19 protein-coding genes are annotated in these 19435 nt (G+C 60.9%); 17 read left to right on the forward strand and 2 right to left on the reverse strand.

The genetic code is table 11. From position 1 onward, the window contains the following. Nucleotides 1-2: 2 nt before the first annotated feature. The 17 genes from ACIIOY_RS06575 to ACIIOY_RS06655 all read left to right on the forward strand — a co-directional run bounded on the left by ACIIOY_RS06575 (nucleotide 3) and on the right by ACIIOY_RS06655 (nucleotide 14584). On the forward strand, nucleotides 3-1304 hold the full coding sequence (locus ACIIOY_RS06575) for a phage major capsid protein (RefSeq protein ID WP_411033834.1): 1302 nt from the start codon (nucleotides 3-5) through the stop codon (nucleotides 1302-1304). Between the two features lie 66 nt (nucleotides 1305-1370). After that, nucleotides 1371-1586 (forward strand): hypothetical protein, encoded by a 216-nt coding sequence (locus ACIIOY_RS06580; RefSeq protein ID WP_411033835.1) that lies wholly within the window; start codon nucleotides 1371-1373, stop codon nucleotides 1584-1586. A 2-nt stretch (nucleotides 1587-1588) separates the two neighbouring features. Continuing rightward, complete coding sequence (locus tag ACIIOY_RS06585) at nucleotides 1589-2167, forward strand: head-tail connector protein (RefSeq protein ID WP_411033836.1); 579 nt, start codon at nucleotides 1589-1591, stop codon at nucleotides 2165-2167. A 4-nt stretch (nucleotides 2168-2171) separates the two neighbouring features. Beyond that, nucleotides 2172-2528, forward strand: a complete 357-nt coding sequence (locus ACIIOY_RS06590; RefSeq protein ID WP_411033837.1) for a head-tail adaptor protein — start codon at nucleotides 2172-2174, stop codon at nucleotides 2526-2528. Further along, on the forward strand, nucleotides 2528-3007 hold the full coding sequence (locus ACIIOY_RS06595; protein WP_411033838.1) for an HK97-gp10 family putative phage morphogenesis protein: 480 nt from the start codon (nucleotides 2528-2530) through the stop codon (nucleotides 3005-3007). The genes ACIIOY_RS06590 and ACIIOY_RS06595 overlap by 1 nt, the downstream gene beginning before the upstream one ends. Nucleotides 3008-3009: 2 nt before the next feature. Beyond that, nucleotides 3010-3396: a tail completion protein gp17 gene (gene gp17, locus ACIIOY_RS06600; RefSeq protein WP_411033839.1), complete on the forward strand. Its 387-nt coding sequence runs from the start codon at nucleotides 3010-3012 to the stop codon at nucleotides 3394-3396. A gap of 9 nt (nucleotides 3397-3405) precedes the next feature. Continuing rightward, nucleotides 3406-4095, forward strand: a complete 690-nt coding sequence (locus tag ACIIOY_RS06605) for a phage tail tube protein (RefSeq protein ID WP_411033840.1) — start codon at nucleotides 3406-3408, stop codon at nucleotides 4093-4095. Nucleotides 4096-4105: 10 nt separating this feature from the next. After that, complete coding sequence (locus ACIIOY_RS06610; protein WP_411033841.1) at nucleotides 4106-4462, forward strand: hypothetical protein; 357 nt, start codon at nucleotides 4106-4108, stop codon at nucleotides 4460-4462. 86 nt (nucleotides 4463-4548) lie between these two features. After that, the gene (locus ACIIOY_RS06615) at nucleotides 4549-4773 is read left to right on the forward strand and encodes a hypothetical protein (RefSeq protein ID WP_411033842.1); all 225 of its coding nucleotides are present in this window, start codon (nucleotides 4549-4551) and stop codon (nucleotides 4771-4773) included. A 39-nt stretch (nucleotides 4774-4812) separates the two neighbouring features. Beyond that, complete coding sequence (locus ACIIOY_RS06620; RefSeq protein WP_411033843.1) at nucleotides 4813-7272, forward strand: phage tail tape measure protein; 2460 nt, start codon at nucleotides 4813-4815, stop codon at nucleotides 7270-7272. Then, nucleotides 7269-7991, forward strand: coding sequence for a hypothetical protein (locus tag ACIIOY_RS06625; RefSeq protein WP_411033844.1), 723 nt, complete (start codon nucleotides 7269-7271; stop codon nucleotides 7989-7991). Before ACIIOY_RS06620 ends, ACIIOY_RS06625 begins: the two co-directional genes overlap by 4 nt. A gap of 2 nt (nucleotides 7992-7993) precedes the next feature. Next, complete coding sequence (locus ACIIOY_RS06630) at nucleotides 7994-8575, forward strand: transcriptional regulator (RefSeq protein WP_411033845.1); 582 nt, start codon at nucleotides 7994-7996, stop codon at nucleotides 8573-8575. Continuing rightward, nucleotides 8568-8975, forward strand: a complete 408-nt coding sequence (locus ACIIOY_RS06635) for a DUF6950 family protein (protein ID WP_411033846.1) — start codon at nucleotides 8568-8570, stop codon at nucleotides 8973-8975. The genes ACIIOY_RS06630 and ACIIOY_RS06635 overlap by 8 nt, the downstream gene beginning before the upstream one ends. Continuing rightward, a complete protein-coding gene (locus ACIIOY_RS06640; protein ID WP_411033847.1) occupies nucleotides 8972-11149 on the forward strand; it encodes a phage tail protein in 2178 nt (725 codons plus the stop codon). Before ACIIOY_RS06635 ends, ACIIOY_RS06640 begins: the two co-directional genes overlap by 4 nt. A gap of 27 nt (nucleotides 11150-11176) precedes the next feature. Further along, nucleotides 11177-13465, forward strand: a complete 2289-nt coding sequence (locus ACIIOY_RS06645; RefSeq protein ID WP_411033848.1) for a hypothetical protein — start codon at nucleotides 11177-11179, stop codon at nucleotides 13463-13465. A gap of 12 nt (nucleotides 13466-13477) precedes the next feature. Beyond that, nucleotides 13478-14236: a hypothetical protein gene (locus ACIIOY_RS06650; protein WP_411033849.1), complete on the forward strand. Its 759-nt coding sequence runs from the start codon at nucleotides 13478-13480 to the stop codon at nucleotides 14234-14236. A 60-nt stretch (nucleotides 14237-14296) separates the two neighbouring features. Beyond that, nucleotides 14297-14584: a hypothetical protein gene (locus ACIIOY_RS06655; protein WP_411033850.1), complete on the forward strand. Its 288-nt coding sequence runs from the start codon at nucleotides 14297-14299 to the stop codon at nucleotides 14582-14584. On the opposite strand, the gene ACIIOY_RS06660 is transcribed toward ACIIOY_RS06655, so the two are convergent. Together ACIIOY_RS06660 and ACIIOY_RS06665 are read right to left on the reverse strand one after the other, a co-directional pair. After that, nucleotides 14579-17176, reverse strand: a complete 2598-nt coding sequence (locus tag ACIIOY_RS06660; RefSeq protein WP_411033851.1) for a glycosyltransferase family 2 protein — start codon at nucleotides 17174-17176, stop codon at nucleotides 14579-14581. The genes ACIIOY_RS06655 and ACIIOY_RS06660 overlap by 6 nt on opposite strands. A gap of 29 nt (nucleotides 17177-17205) precedes the next feature. Next, a complete protein-coding gene (locus ACIIOY_RS06665) occupies nucleotides 17206-19164 on the reverse strand; it encodes a GSCFA domain-containing protein (protein ID WP_411033852.1) in 1959 nt (652 codons plus the stop codon). Between the last annotated feature and the right edge of the window lie 271 nt (nucleotides 19165-19435).

A 19435-nucleotide genomic window follows, 5' to 3' on the forward strand; every position in this document is an offset into this window, starting at 1 on the left:
CCATGAAATACCTGAAGAACACGGCCGCATTCGCGGCCGTATACGACGGCCGTGCCTATGAGTACGGCCGCAAGGAAGCCGGTTCCGGCGGCGGCGAGGAAGCCGATCTTTCGGCCATCCGCAAGTCGCTCGCCGAAGTCACCGACAAGGTCAAGGCTTTCGCCGAGGAGGCGAAGGGCAAGTTCGAGAAGGGCGAGCAGCTTTCCGCCGGCGTCAAGGAGCAGGTCGACGAAGCTCTCTCCGGCATGAACGAGATGAAGGAGCGCCTGACCGAGCTCGAGCAGAAGGCGGCCCGCCGCGGCCGCGACGAGCAGGGCGACGAGGGCGGCAAGACGCTGGGCGAACTGCTCATCGAGAGCGAGGCCTTCAAGAACGGCGGGATGGACAGTTCCGCGCGCAAGTCCCTCCGCGTCAAGATGAGCCGCAAGGACATCACCAACGCCAACGGCACGGTCGGCACGGGCCGCAGCCCCGGCACCTCGCTCAACCCGTCCGACCGCCGGCCCGGCATCGTGGCGCCGCCGATGCGCACGATGACGATCCGCAGCCTCCTGATGCCCGGCGAAACCTCCCAGGGGAGCGTCGAATACACGCAGGAGACCGGCTTCACCAACAATGCCGCCGCAGTCGCGGAGACCGCGGCCAAGCCGAAGTCGGACATCACGTTCGACCTGAAGAACGCGCCGGTCCGCACGATCGCGCACTACTTCAAGGCTTCGCGCCAGATCCTCGACGATGCACCGGGCCTGCGCTCCTATATCGACGGCCGCGCCGAGTACGGGCTCCTGCTCAAGGAGGAGCAGCAGTTCCTCTCCGGCGACGGCACGGGCGCCAACATCCTCGGCATCCTGCCGCAGGCGACGCCCTTTGCCGTGCCCGCCGGCATGCCCCCGGTAACCGGCGTCACCGCCATCGACCGCCTGCGTATCGCCATCCTCCAGGTGGTGCTTGCCGAGTATCCCTCCTCCGGCTTCGTCCTCAACCCGATCGACTGGGCGACGATCGAACTGACGAAGGACAGCCAGAACCGCTACATCCTTGGCAATCCGCAGGAGGGGGCGACGCCGCGGCTGTGGCGCCTGCCGGTGGTCGAGACCCCGGCGATCGCGCAGAACACGTTCCTGACCGGCGCCTTCAACATGGCGGCGCAGATCTTCGATCGCATGGAGATCGAAGTCCTTCTTTCGACCGAGAACGAGGACGACTTCATCAAGAACATGGTGACCATCCGGGCCGAGGAGCGCCTGGCGCTCGCCGTCTATCGCCCGGAGGCGTTCGTCACCGGCGAGATCACGCCGGAGTAACACGGCGGCCAGCCGCAAGGGGCCGCCAGACCGGCGGCCCCGACAACAACCCAAGAGGACGTATCCATGACCGACAAGGTGGAAGTAAAGGCCCTCCGGCCGTTCGAGGGCGAGGAAGGCTACAAGGACGCGCGCAGCAAACCGTTCACCGTCTCACGCAACAGGTTCGCGGAGCTGAAGGCGAACGGCCTGGTCGAGGAGACCGGAGGGACAAAGAAGGCCGATCCGTCGGAGAACAAGAAGGCGCCCGAGGCCTCCAACAAGAGCGGAGCCAGGTCCTGACCATGGCCGTCACCGTCATCACGCCGCCGGAACCCGTCGTCTCGCTCGAAGAGGCGAAGATGCACATCCGGGTCGACGGCGGCGATCTGGAGGACGGCCTCATCGAGTCCTATGTCGCCTCGGCGACGCAATGGCTCGACGGACCGGCGGGATGGCTCGGCCGCTCCATAGGAGTGCAGCTTCTGGAGGCGCGCGGCTGGCTTTCCTGCGAACGGTTGCGCCTCGAATTCCCGCCCGTCCTCGAAATCGAGGACATCACGATCGAGGGGCCGGGCGGCGTCCGCGAGGCGGTCGATCCTTCGACCTACCGTCTCGACGGCGATATCCTCGTCGTCGCCTCCGGCGCTGCATGGGTCACGCAGCCGGATCATCGCATCCGGTATTGGGCCGGCTACGGTCACCGCGATCCCGGCGAGGCGTCGAAGTGGATCAACGAACCTCCCGCGCCCATCAAGGTCGCGATCCTCATGCTCGCATCGCAATGGTACTACAATCGCGATGCGGTTGCCGAAAGCCTGACGCCCCAGGCGATGCCATTCGGCGTCGAGGCCTTGCTGAACCCTTATCGGATCTATCGGTGACATCATGCCGGCCGCCGGAAAGCTCGACCGCCGCATAACCGTCGAACGGTTCACCTGGACTAAGAACGAATTCAACGAGGACGTGGAGGCGTGGGCGCCGTTCATCACCGTGTGGGCGCAGCGCAGGGATACGTCCGACGTCGTCAAGACCGAGGTGCTCGCCGCCGAGAAGGTCGGTTCGTACCTGCTTGCGCGTTTCGTGATCCGGTCGACGCCGGATGCCCGCAAAGTCTCTCCCCGGGACCGGATCGGCCACGATGGCAGGATCTGGGAAATCAAGGGGACGAAGGAGACGTCCGAAGGTCGCAGCCGCTTCATCGAGATCACCGCGGCGACAAAGAACAACGGAGGAAGCCTCTGATGGCGCGTCGCGGTTTTTCGGTAAAGGTCGAAGGTCTGAGGGACCTCGAAAAGGCGCTCGGCGACCTGCCGAAGGCGAACGCCAAGCGCGTGCTGACGAAGACGCTGAAAGAGGCGGGCGAGCCCGTCGCCAGAACGGCGCGCGCGCTGGCGCCAAAGGACAAGCTGCACCTGTCCGAGGGCATCGACGTTACCACGAAGCTATCCCCGCGCCAGCGCCGGCTCAACAAAAAGGAAAGCCCAGTCGAAATGTATATCGGTCCCGGACCCGATCCGGCTGCGCATCTCGACGAATTCGGCACGGGCGATCGCATCACCGAGGACGGGCGCAATCTCGGGTCCATGCCTGCTCAGCCCTTCATGCGGCCGGCATGGGATCAGCACAAGATGGGCGTGCTCGACACGATCGCCAACCGCACGTGGTGGGAGATCGAGCAGGCGGCCAGGCGCCTGGCGAAGAAGGCCGCGAAAGGCAGATAGAGATGGAAGAGGCGCTGATCGGGCTGCTGCTTCGTTCGGGGGCGGTGCGCTCCCTTGTTGCCGACAGCATCTACTGGATGCGCAAGCCGCAGAGGGATGCCAGCCCAAGATACATCGTGCTGCAGCGAATCAGCGGCCCGCGGAACTACACGATGCGCGGGGCGAGCGGGTACGTGCAGAGCCGGGTGCAGGCGGACGTCTATGCCGACACCTACACCAGCAGCAAGACGATCGCCCGGGCAATGACGGCTGCGCTGTCGGGGCGTCGAGGCGGCGTCATCCAGGGCATTTTCATCGATTCCGAAAGAGACCTTCCGGCAGCGGACGCGGGAGACGTCACTTACCTGTTCAGAACGTCCGTCGACCTCATCATCCACCATCACGAATAGGAGGGTCCCATGTCGGACACCGAAACCGCCATCGGCTACGGCCATGTACTGGAAATCGCGCTCGCCTCGGGGCCGTCGGCCTTCACCTATATCCGGGAAGTCTTCGACGTGACGCCGCCGGCCGACAGCGACGACACCGTCGAGGCGACGCACATGCAGTCTCCGGGGCGCCGGCGCGAGTATATCGCGGGCCTGACGGACTCGGGCGAGGCGTCCTACGAGATGAATTATGTTCCGGGTTCCGAGACCGACCGTTTCCTGCGCTCGATCCGGGGCAAGAAGCTGATCGTGCGCGACACGTTCGCCAACGGGGTCTCCATCGTCTACAACGCGCTGCGCCAGTCCTACGAGACCGCCGTACCCGTCGACGACCGGAAGACCGCGACGCTGACGCTCAAGGTGTCCGGCGAGCCGTACATGACGGAGGTCACGGCGCCGCGAAATCTCATCACCCCCGTTATCGAGGGCGTCGCCAAGGTGGGCGTGCCGCTGACGGTCAAGCCCGGCGACTGGGCCGGGGCGACCGATATCTCCTACCAGTGGGAGGCGGACGGCGCGGCGGTATCCGGCGCGACGGGCGAAAGCTTCGTTCCCGTCGCCGGCAACATCGGCGATGTCATCACCTGCGTCGTGACCGCTGCCAACGACAGTTTCACCACGGCCGCCGAGACCGCAGGCACTGCGGCCGTCATCGCGTAGGGAACAGACCATGGCCAATCCTCACCGCGGGCAGGTCGCGCTCGGCAACTACACGCTTTCCTTTTCCGTCAATGCGCTTTGCGAGCTGGAGGACCTGCTCGACAAGCCCATGATGGAGATCGTCACCGCCATCCAGACGCCGGAGAAGATGCGCATGAACATGGTTCGCGCCCTGTTCTGGGCATCGCTTCGCGACCATCATGAAGAGATCGACCTGAAAGAGGCTGGGCAGATCGTCTCGGATCTCGGCATGAAGGCCGCCATGGCGAAAGTGGGCGAGGCGTTCCGCCTCGCGTTTCCCGAAGCTGGCGCCGGCGCGGAGGCGAACGGAAAGCAAAACCCTCGCCGGGCGAAAGCGGAAAGCTAGATCCGCTTTCGCTCCTGAAATCCTGGGCTTCGACCGGCCGGGATGCGGACCAGTTCTGGCGTCTTACGCTTCGCGAAGTCCATATCGTGCTCGACGGCGAGGCCGACCGGCTGAGGCTGGAGCACGACCGCGCCGCCAAGTTCGCCTGGCACACGGCGTTCATGTCGGCATATGCGCCGTCGAAGTCGAAAGACTTCTGGCGCCTCAAGTCGCTTCTGTGGCGCGACAAGCCTCAGAAGCGGAAAATCGACACCTGGCGGGACAAGTTCGCCGCCATGTCGTCGTGGGTTTCGTCATTCAAGAAGACCTGAGCACCGTCGGTGCTCGCAACCCCCAGCAGGTGATTATCCATGGCATCAGCGGTCATCGGCGCGCTCCGCGTCGTGCTCGGCATCGATACGGCCCTGTTCGACAAGGGTCTGGCGGATGCGCAAAAGACGCTCCGCGGCGTCGGCCAGTCCATGCAGTCGCTCGGCAAAAGCATGTCAGTCGGCCTGACGGCGCCGATCGCCGCCTTCGGTGCCCTCACGCTGAAGACCGCCGGCGACTTCGAAGCCTCGATGAACCGGGTCGGCGCCGCCACGGGCGCGACCGGCGCCGAGCTGCGCGCGCTCGAAACCCTTGCGCGCGACCTCGGGTCCAGCACGTCGAAGTCGGCGTCCGAGAGCGCCGACATGCTGGAGATGCTCGCCAAGAACGGTCTCGACGCCGAACAGATCCTCGGCGGCGCGGCCGAGGCGGCGATCAGGCTTTCGGAAGCGACCGGGGGCGACCTGTCCCGGTCGGCCGACGTCGCGACGAACGTCATGGCGCAGTTCGGTCTCCAGGCAAAGGACATGGCGCACGTGGTCGACCAGATCACCGGCGTCACGCTGGCCTCGCAATTCGGCTTCGACGACTACGCCCTCGCGCTCGGACAGGCCGGTGGTGTCGCCGGCGCGCTCGGCGTAACCCTGACGGATTTCAACGCCGTGATGGCATCGACATCGGACGTGTTCAACTCCGGCTCGGATGCGGGGACGTCCTTCAAGACCTTCCTGACGCGGCTGGTTCCCCAGAGCAAGCCGGCGGCAGCCGCGATGGAAGAGCTCGGGCTCGAATTCTTCGATGCGCAGGGAAACATGAAGAGCATGGCGGACGTCGCGCAGGAGCTGCAGGACAGTCTTGCCGGCCTCAGCGACGAGGCGCGCACGCAGGCGCTGCAAAGCATCTTCGGGCAGGACGCGATGCGTACCGCCGTGGCAATGGCAAAGCAGGGGGCCGCCGGCATCCAGGCCGCGACGGAGCAGATCAACAAGGCCGGCATCGCCCAGGAGCAGGCCGAAGCCCGGATGCGCGGCTTCAACGGCGAGATGGAAAAGCTGTCCGGCGCGTTCGAGGAACTGCAGATCGCCATAGCCAAAAGCGGGCTTCTGGCGGCGATGACGACTTTCGTCGCCAACCTTGCCGAATGGGTGGAATGGCTGGCGCAGACGAATCCGGAAATCCTCAAATGGGGCACGATCGTTGCGGCAGTTGCGGCGGCCATCGGGCCGCTTGCTGCCGGCCTCGGCCTTGCCGTGTCCGGCTTTGCGGCGCTGCTTCCGCTGCTTGCGCCGATCGGCGTGGCGCTCGCCGCGCTCGTCAGCCCGATCGGGCTCGTCGTCGCCGCGTTCGCAGGCATCGCGGCGGCCTGGCTTTACTGGGACGAGATCAAGGCGGCGCTTCCGGAGTTCGGCTCAGCCGTGGAAACGACCGTGACGGCGATCAAGGCCTACCTGACAGGGCTCTGGGAGCAGATCAGGCTCGCCGTCACGCTGATCGTCCAGGTGCTGCAGGGCGACTTCGCCGGCGCGCTCGAGACGCTCAGGCAGATGTTCGTCAATGTCGGCCAGACCTTCCTCGATGTCGCGACCGTCGTCTTCCCGGATGCGGTCGAGAAGATAAAGGGCATCGCCCTCCAGATCATCGAGGCGTTCAAGGCGATCCCGGGCGAGATGCTGCGCATCGGGCGCGAGATCATCGACGGACTATGGAACGGCATCAATGCCAGGTGGGATCAGGTCAAAGGCAGCGTACGCAACATCTTCTCCATGATCCCGGGCATGGCGCGCGAGGAGACCGATACGCACTCGCCTTCGCGTGTGATGCACGAGATCGGTCTCGACATCATGCAGGGCCTGACGAACGGGATGAAGGCCGGCAGCGCCGCTGTGATCGGCGTCGCCGAGGAGGTTGCGAACGCGCTTGCCGACACGGCCGGGAAGGCGCCGGCCGCCGCGAAGCAGACAGCGGATGCGTGGAGCGGCCTCAGCAACGTCAAGAAGCAGGCGGACGAAACCGGAAGCTCCCTCGGCTCCATGTTCTCCGGCTTCGGTTCGTCAGTTGCCGCCCTCATCAAAGGCACGAAAAGCCTGCGCGAGGTTCTGGCCGACGTCGTCGCGCAGTTCGCCAGCAGCGCATTGCAGAACGGCCTGAAGGCGATGTTCGGCGGTTCCTTCGGCGGAGGGTTCAGCGGATTCCTGTCCGGTCTGTTCGGCGGACTCGTCGGCTTTTCGAGCGGCGGGACGATCCTTCCCGGCGGAACGGGCGGCATCGACAGCCAGCTCGTCATGTTCCGGAAATCGCCGAACGAGCAGGTCGACATCACGAAGCCGGGACAGCGCGCCGGCCGCGCCACCTATGCCCCCACTTACAATATCGATGCCCGAGGAGCGGACCAGGTCGCCATCGCCAGGCTGGAGCGTGGCTTGGCAGAACGCGACCGCACGGAAAGCAAGCGCATTGCCGGATATCAGCACCTGCGCCAGGCGAGGGGTGTAAGGGCGTGAGCCGTCTCCTTTCCATGCCCGCCGGCCTCTATCCTTCCGCGATGGAACCTCTCTCGGGCCCGCGTGCGATCGGCTCATCCTCCAGCACAGCCATCGGCGGGTTCACGCAGACGGTTGCTTCCCCCTTCGGCGCATGGCGCTGGCGGCTTACCTTTCCGCCACGGGCGGATGCGGAGTTCCGCCGCTACCGTGGATGGGTGACCGGCCTGCACGCGGGAGCCAACGCGACGCGCGTGCCGTTCGGCGATCCCGATATGATGACGCTGCGCGAGGCTGGCCTGAATGCAACGCCGGCACAGGAACGGTTCGGCGTTCCCTGGGGGAATGGCATGCCGTGGAGCAACGGCATGAACTGGAGCATCACCGCGCCGAACGTGGCGCTCGCAGCTCCGGCCGCCTTCGACACAACGATCGTTCGGCTTTCCGACGTCGCCTGGGGGCATCGCCTCGATATCGGCGATTACATCGGCTTCTTCCCGTTCTATTTCGGGATGCACATGGTAACGGAGGTTCGCGAAGCCGGGCTCTATCGCGTATGGCCGCCGCTGCGGAAGGCCTTCACGACGGACGACTTCGCGACGCTCTATCCCGTCATGGCGATGAGGCTGGAAATCGAGGAGGCGGCAAGCGCCTCCCGCGGCGTCGACGTCGCCGATGCGGCTTCCGTCACGCTCGTCGAGGTCTTCGACTATGACGTGCGCGATTATTTTACGGACTGACGATGGCCACACAGTTTTCCGAGGCTGAGCTGGAATTCCTTCGCCGGCCGCACATCGCCAGGGCGTGGTTCGCCGATATAGACCTTCCCTCCGGGCGCTGGCGCCTGCACAACGGCGTCGGGCGCAAGACGGTCGGCGGCCAAGAATGGCGCGGTGTTTCCGATCCCGGCGGCGGGCAGCTCGTTTCAATCGGCGCGGTAGAGGACCCGAGGTTCGGGCAGGCGGCGAAGATCGATATCGTGCTTGCCGGCGTCAACGTCGCATTCCTGCGCTCCGTGAAGGATCAGGGCCGGCAGATCGAGGGCAGGCTTGCCGACGTCTACTGGTGCGCCTTCGACCAGGAGACGCAGGAGGTGTGGCCCTCGGGGCTCAAGACAATGTTCCCCGGGTTCCTTTCCTCGCCGAAGATCAGCTGGAGCGGCATCGGTTCGCGGACGGTCTTGCTGACGATCGAAAGCCTCTGGCATTCGCAGAACTACCCCTTCGGAGGAAAGTGGACGCCGGCCGACCAGCGGGCACGCTTCCCGGGGGACAAGGGCCTCGACTATGTCGGGGTCAAGGTGCAGGAGATCATTCGTGCGTGACGATCTCGTCGAGCCGCTGCGCGCCTACATCGAGGCGGCGCAGGATGCGCCCATGGTGTGGGGCGTTTCCGATTGCAGCATGTGGCCGGCAGGATGGGTGGAGAGCGTGCACGGCCGTCCCATCTCCCTTCCGAAATGGTCGAGCCGGGAGGAGGCGCATGCGCTCATCCGCAAGGCGGGATCGCTCGATGCCCTCTGGGCCGAAGCTCTTCTGCCTTTCCACGGCGTCCGCGAAGCGGGCGTACCCGATTACGGCGATGTCGGGATCGTCGAAACCGGACGCTTCGGCCAGGTCGGCGGCATCTTCCTGCATGGCGGCTATTTCGCCTGGCGGGCCGAGCCTGCCGGCGTTCTCTTCCTCATGCCCCGCGATATCGTAAGGGTCTGGTCCATCCGATGACATTCCTGAAGATCTGCTTTGCCAGCGGCGCATCCTACGTCGCGACGGCGACGCATGCCTTTGCGGATCCCGTCTCGCTGATCGCGACGGCGATTCATGGCTTCCTGCTTTCGAGCACGGCCATTGCCGCGACGGCGACGGGCGTCATCGCGACCGTGGCGGCGAACGTCATCGTCGGCGGCGCTCTGCTCGGCCTGTCATTGCTCGGGCGCCAGCGTCAGACGGGCGCCGTCAACCCTTCGGACGCCAAGAATACGTTCGAGAGCAGCGAAAGCTCCGTGATCGAAGGCCTCGGGCGCGTGCGCGTCGGGGGCATGAAGGCCTTCGGGAACACCGATGGCTCCACGCGCTGGCGCCTGGTGTGCTGGCTGCAAGGACCGATCGACGCCGTCGAGGAATACTTTGTCGGAGGGCGGGCTGTCACCGTCGAACCGAACGGCGATGTCTCCTCGCCGCCCTGGGCCGTGCCGGGCGGATCGTGGATGAGGATCCAGGACAAGATCGGCGATGGAGCGGAGACGGCCTGGGGAGAGCTGATCGCCGCCTTTCCGACGCTCTGGAGCGTGGACCACCGGGTGCGCGGCATCGCGCAGTCCCTCGTGACCTACTTCAATCCGGGCCTTACGGAGCCGAAGTACCTGACCCTCTACCAAAGCGGCGTACCGGACACCGAACGGTTGGTGCGCGCCTCACTGATCTACGACCCGCGCATCGGGCTCACCGCCTGGAGCGACAACGGCATCATCTGCGCCGCCCACGTGCTGCGTCGCGATCCGGCCTTCGTCTACGATCGCTTCGACTGGAGCCTGATCGCCGCGCAGGCGGACGCGGCCGACGCACTCGTCGCCACGAAGACCGGGACGGAGAAGCGCGCGCGCTGCTCCGGCATGTGGGCGTGGGAAGGCGCGCGCAAGGATACGATGGAGGACATACTGCGCTCGATCGGCGCGGAAATCCGCCTGACGGCCGAGGGCAAGATCTGGTTCGAACTGATCGACGACGATCCCGCGCCGGAAATCGCCTTCACGCCGCGGGACTTCCTGGACTTCGATTGGGTGTGCGGACCCGAGGCGGTGGAACGGCCGAACATCTGCCGCATCAAATACTATTCGCCCGAGCGCAACTACGAGATGGCCGACATCGACCTGACGGGCATCGCGTGGTCACGCATCGAGGACGAGGTGACGCGCTACGGCCCCAAATATTTCGACGTCGAGCTGCCCTTCTGCCCTTCCGCCAGCCAGGCGCAACGGATCGGACGGCGTCTCTTCCTGCTTGCGCGCGGTGAAAGCGGCGTTGCCGTCACCAACATGGCGGGCCTGGCGGCATGGGGCAAATACTACGGCACGGTGGAGCTGCCCGACCTCGGCGACGTGGAGAAGGTGCGCTTCGCGCCGCCGCGCGTGGACGATGCCCGGGGGACGGTGGAGATCCCGTTCGCGATCTGGCCCGACCTGCCGGCGTGGAACCCGGAGACCGACGAGGCGGCCGCGCCGGATCCGATACCCGATCTTGCCTATGAGGGCGGACTTCCTCAACCGGACCCGCCGTCGGCCGCCTTGCAGATCACCTATCCGGGCGGCGGCAAAGAGCTTCGCATCGCCTACAGCCTCCCGGGCGGGCCGGGATCAATCGACGAGATCGAGGCGACCTACCGCAGCTATTCCGGCGCGCTTCCCGGGCCATGGGCTTCCATGACCGAGAAGTGGACCTTTGCCTATGCGGCTGCGGACGTCGAGGGAGATCAGGTCGACAGCCGCGTGCGCATCTTCTACGGCGACGACGGCAGCCCGTATTCGGCGGTGCTGAATACCATCGTCGGCGTCGACAACACCGCATGCGGCGCTCCAACGCTTGTCTCCGGAGGCGGCTCGGCCGGCGGCTTCAACGTCGCCCAGCTCAACGTGACGGTCTCCGTCAGCGAGCTTCGGGCGGCAGCCGTGCAACTGGAGCGGCGCTCAAAGTCCGGATCGGGATCGTATGGACCATGGGAGTACATCTCCATGCAGAACGCCCGGCCCGAGGAGAACCTTGTCTTCATTGATGCGCATGTCCCGCCCGGGGTCCCGGGCTCCACGGGACGTTCCGTGCAGTGGCAACTGATTACCCGCACCTCCGACGGCACGCTCGGCCCGCCGTCGGCGACCATCACCGTCAATATCCCGAACGACTGAACATCAGCGAAATAGAAGGAAGTCCCAATGTCGCTTTACACGAAGCGGGCAAACGACGTCTTTGCGCCCATGGATGCAGACGGCGCGGCCCGATCGGTCTTCAATCAGGAGGCTCAGGTCTGGGGCACGGAAGTCGAGCGCGACATCTCCAACGCTAGAGCGCTCGCATCATCCGGCGCACAGTGGAAACAGCCCGTCCGCGCAGCATCCGGCACCAACGTCAACATCTCCAACGCGCTTGAGAACGGCGACACCTTAGACGGCGTGACGCTATCGACCGGGGACCGCGTGCTTCTCTTCGGGCAGACGACGGCGAGCCAGAACGGCATCTATGTGGTTCCCGCATCCGGCGCTGCTGCCAGAGCCAGCGATGCGAATGAGGCCGACGAGTTGGTTGCGCTGGCTGTCTTCGTCAGAGAGGGCACGGCTAACGGCGGTAAGCAGTACCTTTGTACGACACGCGCGCCCATCACCGTTGGTACCACCGATCTGGTGTTTCAGGAGATTTCCGACCAGTCTGCACTGAATGCCGACATCGCGGATGCGCAGGCTACGGCCAACTCGGCGCAATTGACCGCCGACGAAGCAGCCGCGACCGCCGGGGGCGCCTCGATCGTTGCCGGCGAGGCGGGAATCTGGCCGCTCAGCGGCAACAACCTCGGTGTGACCTTTGCCATTTCCGCCGACGACGGCAAGATGCCTTGGGGCGTGCTGCCGGACGGGTCCTATTATGCGGGAGCGCTCCTCACCGAGATCAACTACGCAGGCAACAATCTCGGCCTCGTCGACGGTCTGGTGGGTGCGGGCGGGCGATTGCTCTGGGGTGTCGACCGTTGGGGCGGCGAGTGGATCGGGGGACAGTATTCCGAACCGGTCGGAAGCAACAACCTGGACCTGATCTGGGGTATCGTCGGAAGTGATGGCAAGGTGCCGCTGGGCGTGAGGTCCGATGGGTCGCTGATCGGTGCGCTGGCGCTCCAGGACGTCGGCGCGGTCGTGTGGGAGGCCGGCGGCAATCTCTACGGCCTGCTCGGCACAGAGGAGGTGCAATTGACCGCGACCGGCAAGGACGATCTGCCCCGCGTCGTGAACGAGCACGTGCATTTCCGCAGCACCCGCCGCCGAGGCGTGTCGATGACCTACCGGCTCGCCTACAACAATCCGGGTGATCTGGAGGTCTTCTATGCGTCCCGCAAGGCCAACGAGGTCAGTTTCACGATCGGTCAGTCGCTCGCGGAGGGCGGAGCTGCTGCGATTACCACGACTCCACCGTTCCCGAGCAACGCGCTCAAGCTCACGAACGGTCCAGTCGGCAAACAGTCGGAGGTCCTGACTGGTCCGCTCGTCCCACTGGCCGAGGAGGTTAACGAGACGATCTCAACCGGGATGGCCCGTAACATTCTAGCCGACGAGTTGGATCGCACGCTCGTCATGGCCGGTCAGGCGTGGGGCGGAAAGACCTATGCCGAATTGAAGAAGGGCGCGGCGGACGGCGTTTACGAAAAGGTGATCGCGCAGGCTGTCTATCTGGCTGGGCTGCCCGGCGGCGCTCATTGCCGTGCGGTGAACATCATCCACGGCGAGGCCGATGGACTGATCTCCAATGCCAACTATGACGCCGACTTGCGCGAGTGGCTTGACGATCTCAACGAGGACATCAGGGCCGCCCTGGATCAGTCCGACCGCATCGTCATGCTCACTTGCCAGACGTCGAGCGCGGCCGGCTATCGCTCGATCGGCGTCCGCGACACTTTCACGACGCCGTTTCTCCAATTGAAGGCGTCGGAGGAGAACGATGACATCTTTCTCGTCGGGCCGAAGTATCATCTTGCCTATCTCGACCATTCGCACATCGATGCAGCATCGACGCGCCTGTGGGGCGAATACTACGCCAAAGTCTACCGCCGCGTCGTCATCCACGGCGAGGACTGGCGGCCGCTGAGCCCGGCGACGATCGCTGTCAGCGGATCGGATGTCATCATCGACTGCCACGTGCCGGTCGCGCCCATTGTCATCGATACGACGGCTGTCACCGATCCCGGCAATCTTGGTTTCAACCTGCTCGATGCTGGCGGTGCGACCATCACAGGTGTCGCCGTGACCGGCCCCATGCAGATCACCGTCACTCTCTCGGCGCCGCCGCAGGCCGGCTGGCGGCTGTCCTATGCCTTCCACAACGGCGCCACCTCGGCCGGCAGCAACTCCGGGCCGACAACCGGATGCCGGGGCTGCATTCGGGACAGTGACCCCGAGCTATCCACCTATACCGGCACGCCGATGCGCAATTGGCTCGTCGCCTTCCAGCACATCTTTTAAGGAGCACAATCAATGGTCGGACGCATCATTCGCACCGGGCAGACGTTCAGCGCGGACCTGCCCATCCTCATCAACTACGATTATCGCCGAATCCTTGACCAGATCCTCGCCTTGCCGTCGCTGCGCGCGTTCTACGATTTCAGCGATCCCACCAAGATCACGAAGGACGGCAGCAATCTGGTTGGCCAGGTGCTCGACCTCGGCCCCAACGCGTTGCACCTCACCGCATCGTCTGGTGACCCCCCGACCTATGCGGAAGGCGCCATGAACAGCGTGCCGGCGGTACAGTTCAACGGGTCGAACAAGCTCACCAACGCCAGCCTGTTTTCCGGTTCGATGCGCCTCACCGTATCGGCCACGCTCTACGCGACGGGCGCGGACGGCACCAGCCGCATCTTCCTCGGCGACGGGGATGCCGCCAATGCAAATTTCTACACGAACCAGTCACACTTCATAGCGATGGGTGCAAACGCATCGCAGGCGGTTTCCGGCATCAAGACGGCCATCAAGCACTACCTTGCCACGGTCAACGACGTGACCGATCAGGTGACCGTCCGTTCGGGGCTCTCTGCTCCTTCGTCCGGCGCTCTGACCTACTCTCGTCCGTCCGGCTCCGGCAATGTCGGCGCGTGGAACGATGCCGTCACGACCAACCGCTACAACGGTTATATCGGCCATCTCGCCATCCTGGACGAGGATGTCAACGCGAATGCAGCCGTCGTGGCCTTGCTGCACGAATACTGCGTGCGGCGGTATCGCACGGCGATGTAAAGGCCAGTTGAAACTTCGTCGCGTATCTGGATGATGGCTAGCCTCGGTAAGGAGACTGAAATGACAGGTATGGATGAAGCGAAGCTGGCCGCATTCGAACGACGTATAGCGGACCTAGAGGCGCAGGACATGGCAAGTCGCTATGTTCTGCTGCAACTGATCTTCGTGTCAGCGGCTTCACAACCCGATGATCCGAACGAGTTTCTAAAAATGATGTTCGAATCGGTCAGTCGTCATGTCGATGAGGGAGAGACGATCCTTGCGGGCAAGCCCGATATGGTGGCGAAAGTCCGCCACACAATCGAGCATCTTTTTGTCACCGCAGGGCGGATGATAGATCGACTATAATTTGGTGGCGGCTCGCCTTGATTTTGCAAACAAGACCGCCTTCTCGTAATGACCGCGAAATCCATCGTTATCCTGCCTGCGATCCAGCTCCCGATTCACGGCGGTGCGGATATCCTCACATGTTTCCAGAACATCTAGGGCGTCCTCACTGTCAATCAGCAATGCTGAAGATACTAAAGGAAGAAGTAAGTTGTTTTTCTCCCCCACCAACTGGATAGATCGTAGGCGGTCAGCCAATGTTCGAGGGGTGTTACTTTCTTGCCGGTTATCTGAGATATTCGGAATTGGCTTCAAGTCCATATCGAGGGCATTCCGATACTTTTCGCCGCCAAGTCGCAAAAGCGCCTCCTCAGCCGTGTTTGGATCGGGGAACAGCGGTTCATTGTTGAACCGAACCTGAGAAAATGCGGATGTCACATTATCGATGACAGCGAGATTTTTTCGGAAAGCCGAAAGCGCGCTTTCGGACGGCTCCGTTCCCATATGACGTCTTAGTGCAGATGCACAACGGTGAATGGCTCCATCTCCCAATGGCCCCGAATGATGATCAAGGAAAGGCCCTCCATTCTCACGGGCCATTTCATGGAGATCCCACCATGAACGCAGTTGGGACCTTAGTGCCTCCTTGTCATAGGCGAGCGTGTACGCTCCCATCGGATCGAGTTGAAACTTATCAACTTTCTCATTGTGCGGATTATAATAGATTACGCCAACGTCGCGAGCCAGCGCCTCTAGAACACCGGACGCAAAACGCTGGATCGAAACATCGCAGTCCTCGATTTCATCGTAGAAACTCCTAGATGTAACGAGTTCAGGAAAGAGCTTTCCGGTATCGGCGGGATGCCTAGAGATTATCGGCTTCATCCCAAGCTCTTGGATTGCCTCGACGCAATCAGATAGCCACTGGTCCCTATGTTCGACCAGAACACCGTAAGAAAAGTTGCAGTTGATCAATACGCTCGGTGTTTTGTCCTTTTGCCACACCCTCTTCTCTTTTGTGCGAAGGGATTCAATGCGAGGTACGCCCACAGATTCGACGATCGCGTTATGGCCTTCAAAGTATTTTTTGTCGAAGTCTCCTGGCAAGAGTACGACATCGCTAGTTTTATACGCAAAACGCCGCCAGTGTACATCAGCGTCATCATAGTCTTGTATTCCTTCGACAATAGCGACCGTTCGAATGCCGGCTGCCTTAGCAGCAACCAAGATCGGTCTCGTCACCGGGTCCCAGTCGTTAAAAGTCACAATTGCCCGAGGTTTATATCGCCCTAACACAAACTCGCTCAGTGCGATGAGTTCAATGCCATGTTCAGCCGCGGCCGAGCGAACCTTGCCGTCCCTCCACTCTGCTGAAATGTCAACGGTGATGAATTCAATCCCTATTTCATTCAGGCTTTTTCCGATGAGAGAGATAGTCCACACATGATAAGCTGAGTGAGGAATAAAGACGATTTGATACTTGCTTTGAAGGTTAGAAAACCAAGGCCTGTCTTGAGAGGGGTTCGGGTATATAGGTGTTCTATCTACAACCGAAGCCGAACCATCGTAAGATTTACGAACCGAAGATACTATTAGGGCAGCTAGATTTTCGGCGCTTTCACGATCCGCATCGGGCAGAGGGCCTGCAATTGACTTCTGACGACGAACTCCGTTCTGAATTATTCCTTCTATTGCTTTTTCGCTATGGGTGAGCAGGTGTAAATCTGGAATTTCACGCTTGACTAATTTTGCGAGCTCCTCTGGGCTCTCTGGATCAGAGCTGGCAAAATTCATTCCGACAAACTCAAGAGTTCGTTGTATTTTCTTTTCTTGCGCTGCGTAGCTGCTAAGCGGCTTACTCATTCTATACTGCGGAGACCAGTCAAGTTGGTCCACACTCAACGGTCGCTCGGCGCTGTTGATAATCGAAAGCGATAGGTCAAGGTGAGCAAGCGGTTGCGCGCGTACCATACTGCCGGCACGCCGCCGATAAGTGACTGAAGCAAATTTGGCCGGCGCAAAAATGAACCCGGCGCGCAGAATTCGGAGCCATAGGTCGAAGTCTTCGGCTTGCTTAAGACCGTGGTTGAATCCGCCCGCTCGGCGCAAGACGTCCTTGCGGATCATTGGCTGATTGGCGTTGAATGGGCAATGACCGTGAGATGATGCAAATGTTACGAATGGTAGCCCCATTGGTTGGCTGTCCGGAGCCGTTCTTGTCGGTTCGTCGATTTGAACGCTTCCGCAATACGAACCAGCAAAACGATCACTGGTTCGCCTTCCCCACCGGCAGGTGTTTAAGCGAACCTCGATACTGTTTTTCATCATCAGGTCGTCGGAATCGAGGAAGGCAACGAATTCCCCGCGAGCGGCGCGAATGCCGGTGTTTCTGGCCCCCGAAAGGCCGACATTCATTTTATGAGTTATGAGTCGAAAACGCGGGTCTGCGAAATGTTTCCTTGCTCGTTTAAATGAATCATCAGTTGAGCAATCATCAACAACAACGCATTCGAAATTTTCGAATGTTTGAGCCGCGATGGAGTCCAGCGTCCATTCTAGAAAATGACCTGAATTATACGACGGGACAACAATAGTTACTTCAGGATTATTCATGATGTGAATCCAAGCTGTTAATATTACATTTATACGTTTAGAGCTTCTTCGTCACATATTATCTGGTCTAGTTGCTCAAGCTCGTCACGCGCCTCAATGGATTTTGTAATGGGATGGACGCAATGTTTAAGGAATGTAGTCATGACGTGGGAAACCCCTTCGGGCTTAACTTCCCGAAGGTCTTCGGCGAAATATTCTCCGCGGGTGTAGTTTCCAGTGATGATTTCATATGATGGAAAGTAATGAGTAAAGCCGTACCTTCTTACCAATTGATCCGCGGCAGACCGTAGAATTGACTTGCTCACAGTGGTAGAAACAAGGACATGGCGAGGCTCGAACGTTGCCATGAGCGGGACAGGAGAAACGGTGAGCAATACCTCAGCCCTCGGGTTCACTGCCTTCAACTTATCGAGAAACTCGGCCATATCCGAGTATACCTCGTCATATCTAAAGTTAACCGGCTCGTACTCATCCTCGCTCATGGTGCCTGCAACAACCCCTGGAGCTATGGGTAGGATGGCGCCGGTGGATTTATGCCGCCATGCTTCCGTAAGGCCGAGCGTAAAAATAAATATATCCAGTTCCTTAAACATTCGCTTGACCGATAGCAGGTGCCTTTTTCGATCAGAAAGCATCTCTCCGTTGTCGGCAAAGCCTTCCGCAGCCACCTGCGGACGAAACGGATCCACCACCCGGCCATCGTCTCTAAACCAATCTGGCAAAATTGGGTCGAATGCATCGAAAGCTCGATCAAAGAGTTGGAGGAGTTGTTTTGCAGTGTAAACGTTCCCATAACGCGCCGAGAATACACCGTATCCATTGTTGAACGCCTCCGCCCGCGACATAGGGACAGCGGGGCTTTCCGCAATAAAATAGTTGTAGCCGCTCGATGAAAGGGACTTAGCTATGTGCTGGGCGAAGCAGCTCCCAGCAGTCGCGATTTTATCGCTAGGCTTAATAAAGGGAAAGCAATCAACAGCAAGGTCTACGTCTTGTGCCTGGACGTTCTTGAAGCTTTTCATCCAATTTTGATAGCTTGGTAGTCCGGCATAGGGATGTCTCCGCGCAGGCTTCTCTACTTTGGCTTGCTTTTCGAGTACGCGCTCGAAGATGTTTTTAGCCATCTCCACATACTTCGGTGTGAATCGAGGGTTGGCAAGCACCTCCTCTCCCATCCCTGCGTATTTTGCCATTGAGCCTTCAACGAAGTCGGTAAGTTCGTAGAACTGGCGACCGTTCGAAGCTGCTTTTAAGTCGGCCTTGAAGACATATCCTCCGCGAAGGCCGAGCCTAGCTGCGACCTCCGGAAACACGGGGAAAACAGTGCTTTCAGGAAAGGTATCGACTACATAGTGGTCAGCGTCGGTATCTCGGCACGGGACCCCCGCTTTTTTCAACAGAGCCGTGGTGAATAGGGATAACAACTGCGCAGTGGGATGGTTGATGGTATGCATCATACGGCTTGACGCCATCAACTCCCCTATGTCTCGTGAGATTTCTATCCCAAACCGCTTTAAGCTATTTGATAGGCGCGCTACCTCACTCTCAAATAACGAATAATAACCTATCCCTTCGTATACTTCATTGCAATAAAGCCTTATAGCGTCATCGGTGCTGTATTTAAAGTTGAATGCTAAGGCTGCGATTGATGAATGGTAGTCTCCGATTGGCGACTTATATTTTCCGGATCCTAGATAAACACAGTCAGGGTGATATCCATTGAATGACAAAGAAGGGAATTTGATAACTTTTCGATGTGATGCGGAAACATCAGAATCCTGGAAGAATTCAAATTTTTCTCCTATTAGTGGCTGAGTGAAAACCACATCTGCGTCATCCAGCAACGAGCGGTATTCCTTCGCTCCGAACTTAATGATATGGGACGAGTGAACGACTTGCACATCAGCGTCCAGTGCGAGAATTTCTGCCATTCTCGCTATGAGCGTTTTCTGGCAATTTCCGACAAACAATAGTTTTTCTTTAGCCATAGGAATACTCCTGCACCCGCATTCGTGAGGCTTCTCACTAAGCATTTTCGTCCTGCCTACGCAACCGACTGGCAGGAATGACACCTCGCCTCCAGGAGGGGAGGCCGCGCAAAAGAGCTACTCTGCAAAAGCAGAACCAAGCGCGGCATCGTTGTGATCGCGATGCTGACCGTGCCTAGGAGAAGGAAAGCATCGGCGGACCGGGGAGTCTAGCCCATAAAGCTGCAACCGCAAATCGCCAGAGTTATCCGCGACCCTCAATGCCCAAGGG

It is taken from the genome of Shinella agrisoli (assembly GCF_046557955.1).
GTDB lineage: Bacteria > Pseudomonadota > Alphaproteobacteria > Rhizobiales > Rhizobiaceae > Shinella.

Bases quoted from the DNA above. Each gene is read 5' to 3' on its own strand.
- ACIIOY_RS06575 (WP_411033834.1), top strand. From the start codon at position 3: ATGAAATACCTGAAGAACACGGCCGCATTCGCGGCCGTATACGACGGC.
- ACIIOY_RS06580 (WP_411033835.1), top strand. From the start codon at position 1,371: ATGACCGACAAGGTGGAAGTAAAGGCCCTCCGGCCGTTCGAGGGCGAG.
- ACIIOY_RS06585 (WP_411033836.1), top strand. From the start codon at position 1,589: ATGGCCGTCACCGTCATCACGCCGCCGGAACCCGTCGTCTCGCTCGAA.
- ACIIOY_RS06590 (WP_411033837.1), top strand. From the start codon at position 2,172: ATGCCGGCCGCCGGAAAGCTCGACCGCCGCATAACCGTCGAACGGTTC.
- ACIIOY_RS06595 (WP_411033838.1), top strand. From the start codon at position 2,528: ATGGCGCGTCGCGGTTTTTCGGTAAAGGTCGAAGGTCTGAGGGACCTC.
- gp17 (WP_411033839.1), top strand. From the start codon at position 3,010: ATGGAAGAGGCGCTGATCGGGCTGCTGCTTCGTTCGGGGGCGGTGCGC.
- ACIIOY_RS06605 (WP_411033840.1), top strand. From the start codon at position 3,406: ATGTCGGACACCGAAACCGCCATCGGCTACGGCCATGTACTGGAAATC.
- ACIIOY_RS06610 (WP_411033841.1), top strand. From the start codon at position 4,106: ATGGCCAATCCTCACCGCGGGCAGGTCGCGCTCGGCAACTACACGCTT.
- ACIIOY_RS06620 (WP_411033843.1), top strand. From the start codon at position 4,813: ATGGCATCAGCGGTCATCGGCGCGCTCCGCGTCGTGCTCGGCATCGAT.
- ACIIOY_RS06630 (WP_411033845.1), top strand. From the start codon at position 7,994: ATGGCCACACAGTTTTCCGAGGCTGAGCTGGAATTCCTTCGCCGGCCG.
- ACIIOY_RS06640 (WP_411033847.1), top strand. From the start codon at position 8,972: ATGACATTCCTGAAGATCTGCTTTGCCAGCGGCGCATCCTACGTCGCG.
- ACIIOY_RS06645 (WP_411033848.1), top strand. From the start codon at position 11,177: ATGTCGCTTTACACGAAGCGGGCAAACGACGTCTTTGCGCCCATGGAT.
- ACIIOY_RS06650 (WP_411033849.1), top strand. From the start codon at position 13,478: ATGGTCGGACGCATCATTCGCACCGGGCAGACGTTCAGCGCGGACCTG.
- ACIIOY_RS06655 (WP_411033850.1), top strand. From the start codon at position 14,297: ATGACAGGTATGGATGAAGCGAAGCTGGCCGCATTCGAACGACGTATA.
- ACIIOY_RS06660 (WP_411033851.1), bottom strand. From the start codon at position 17,176: ATGAATAATCCTGAAGTAACTATTGTTGTCCCGTCGTATAATTCAGGT.
- ACIIOY_RS06665 (WP_411033852.1), bottom strand. From the start codon at position 19,164: ATGGCTAAAGAAAAACTATTGTTTGTCGGAAATTGCCAGAAAACGCTC.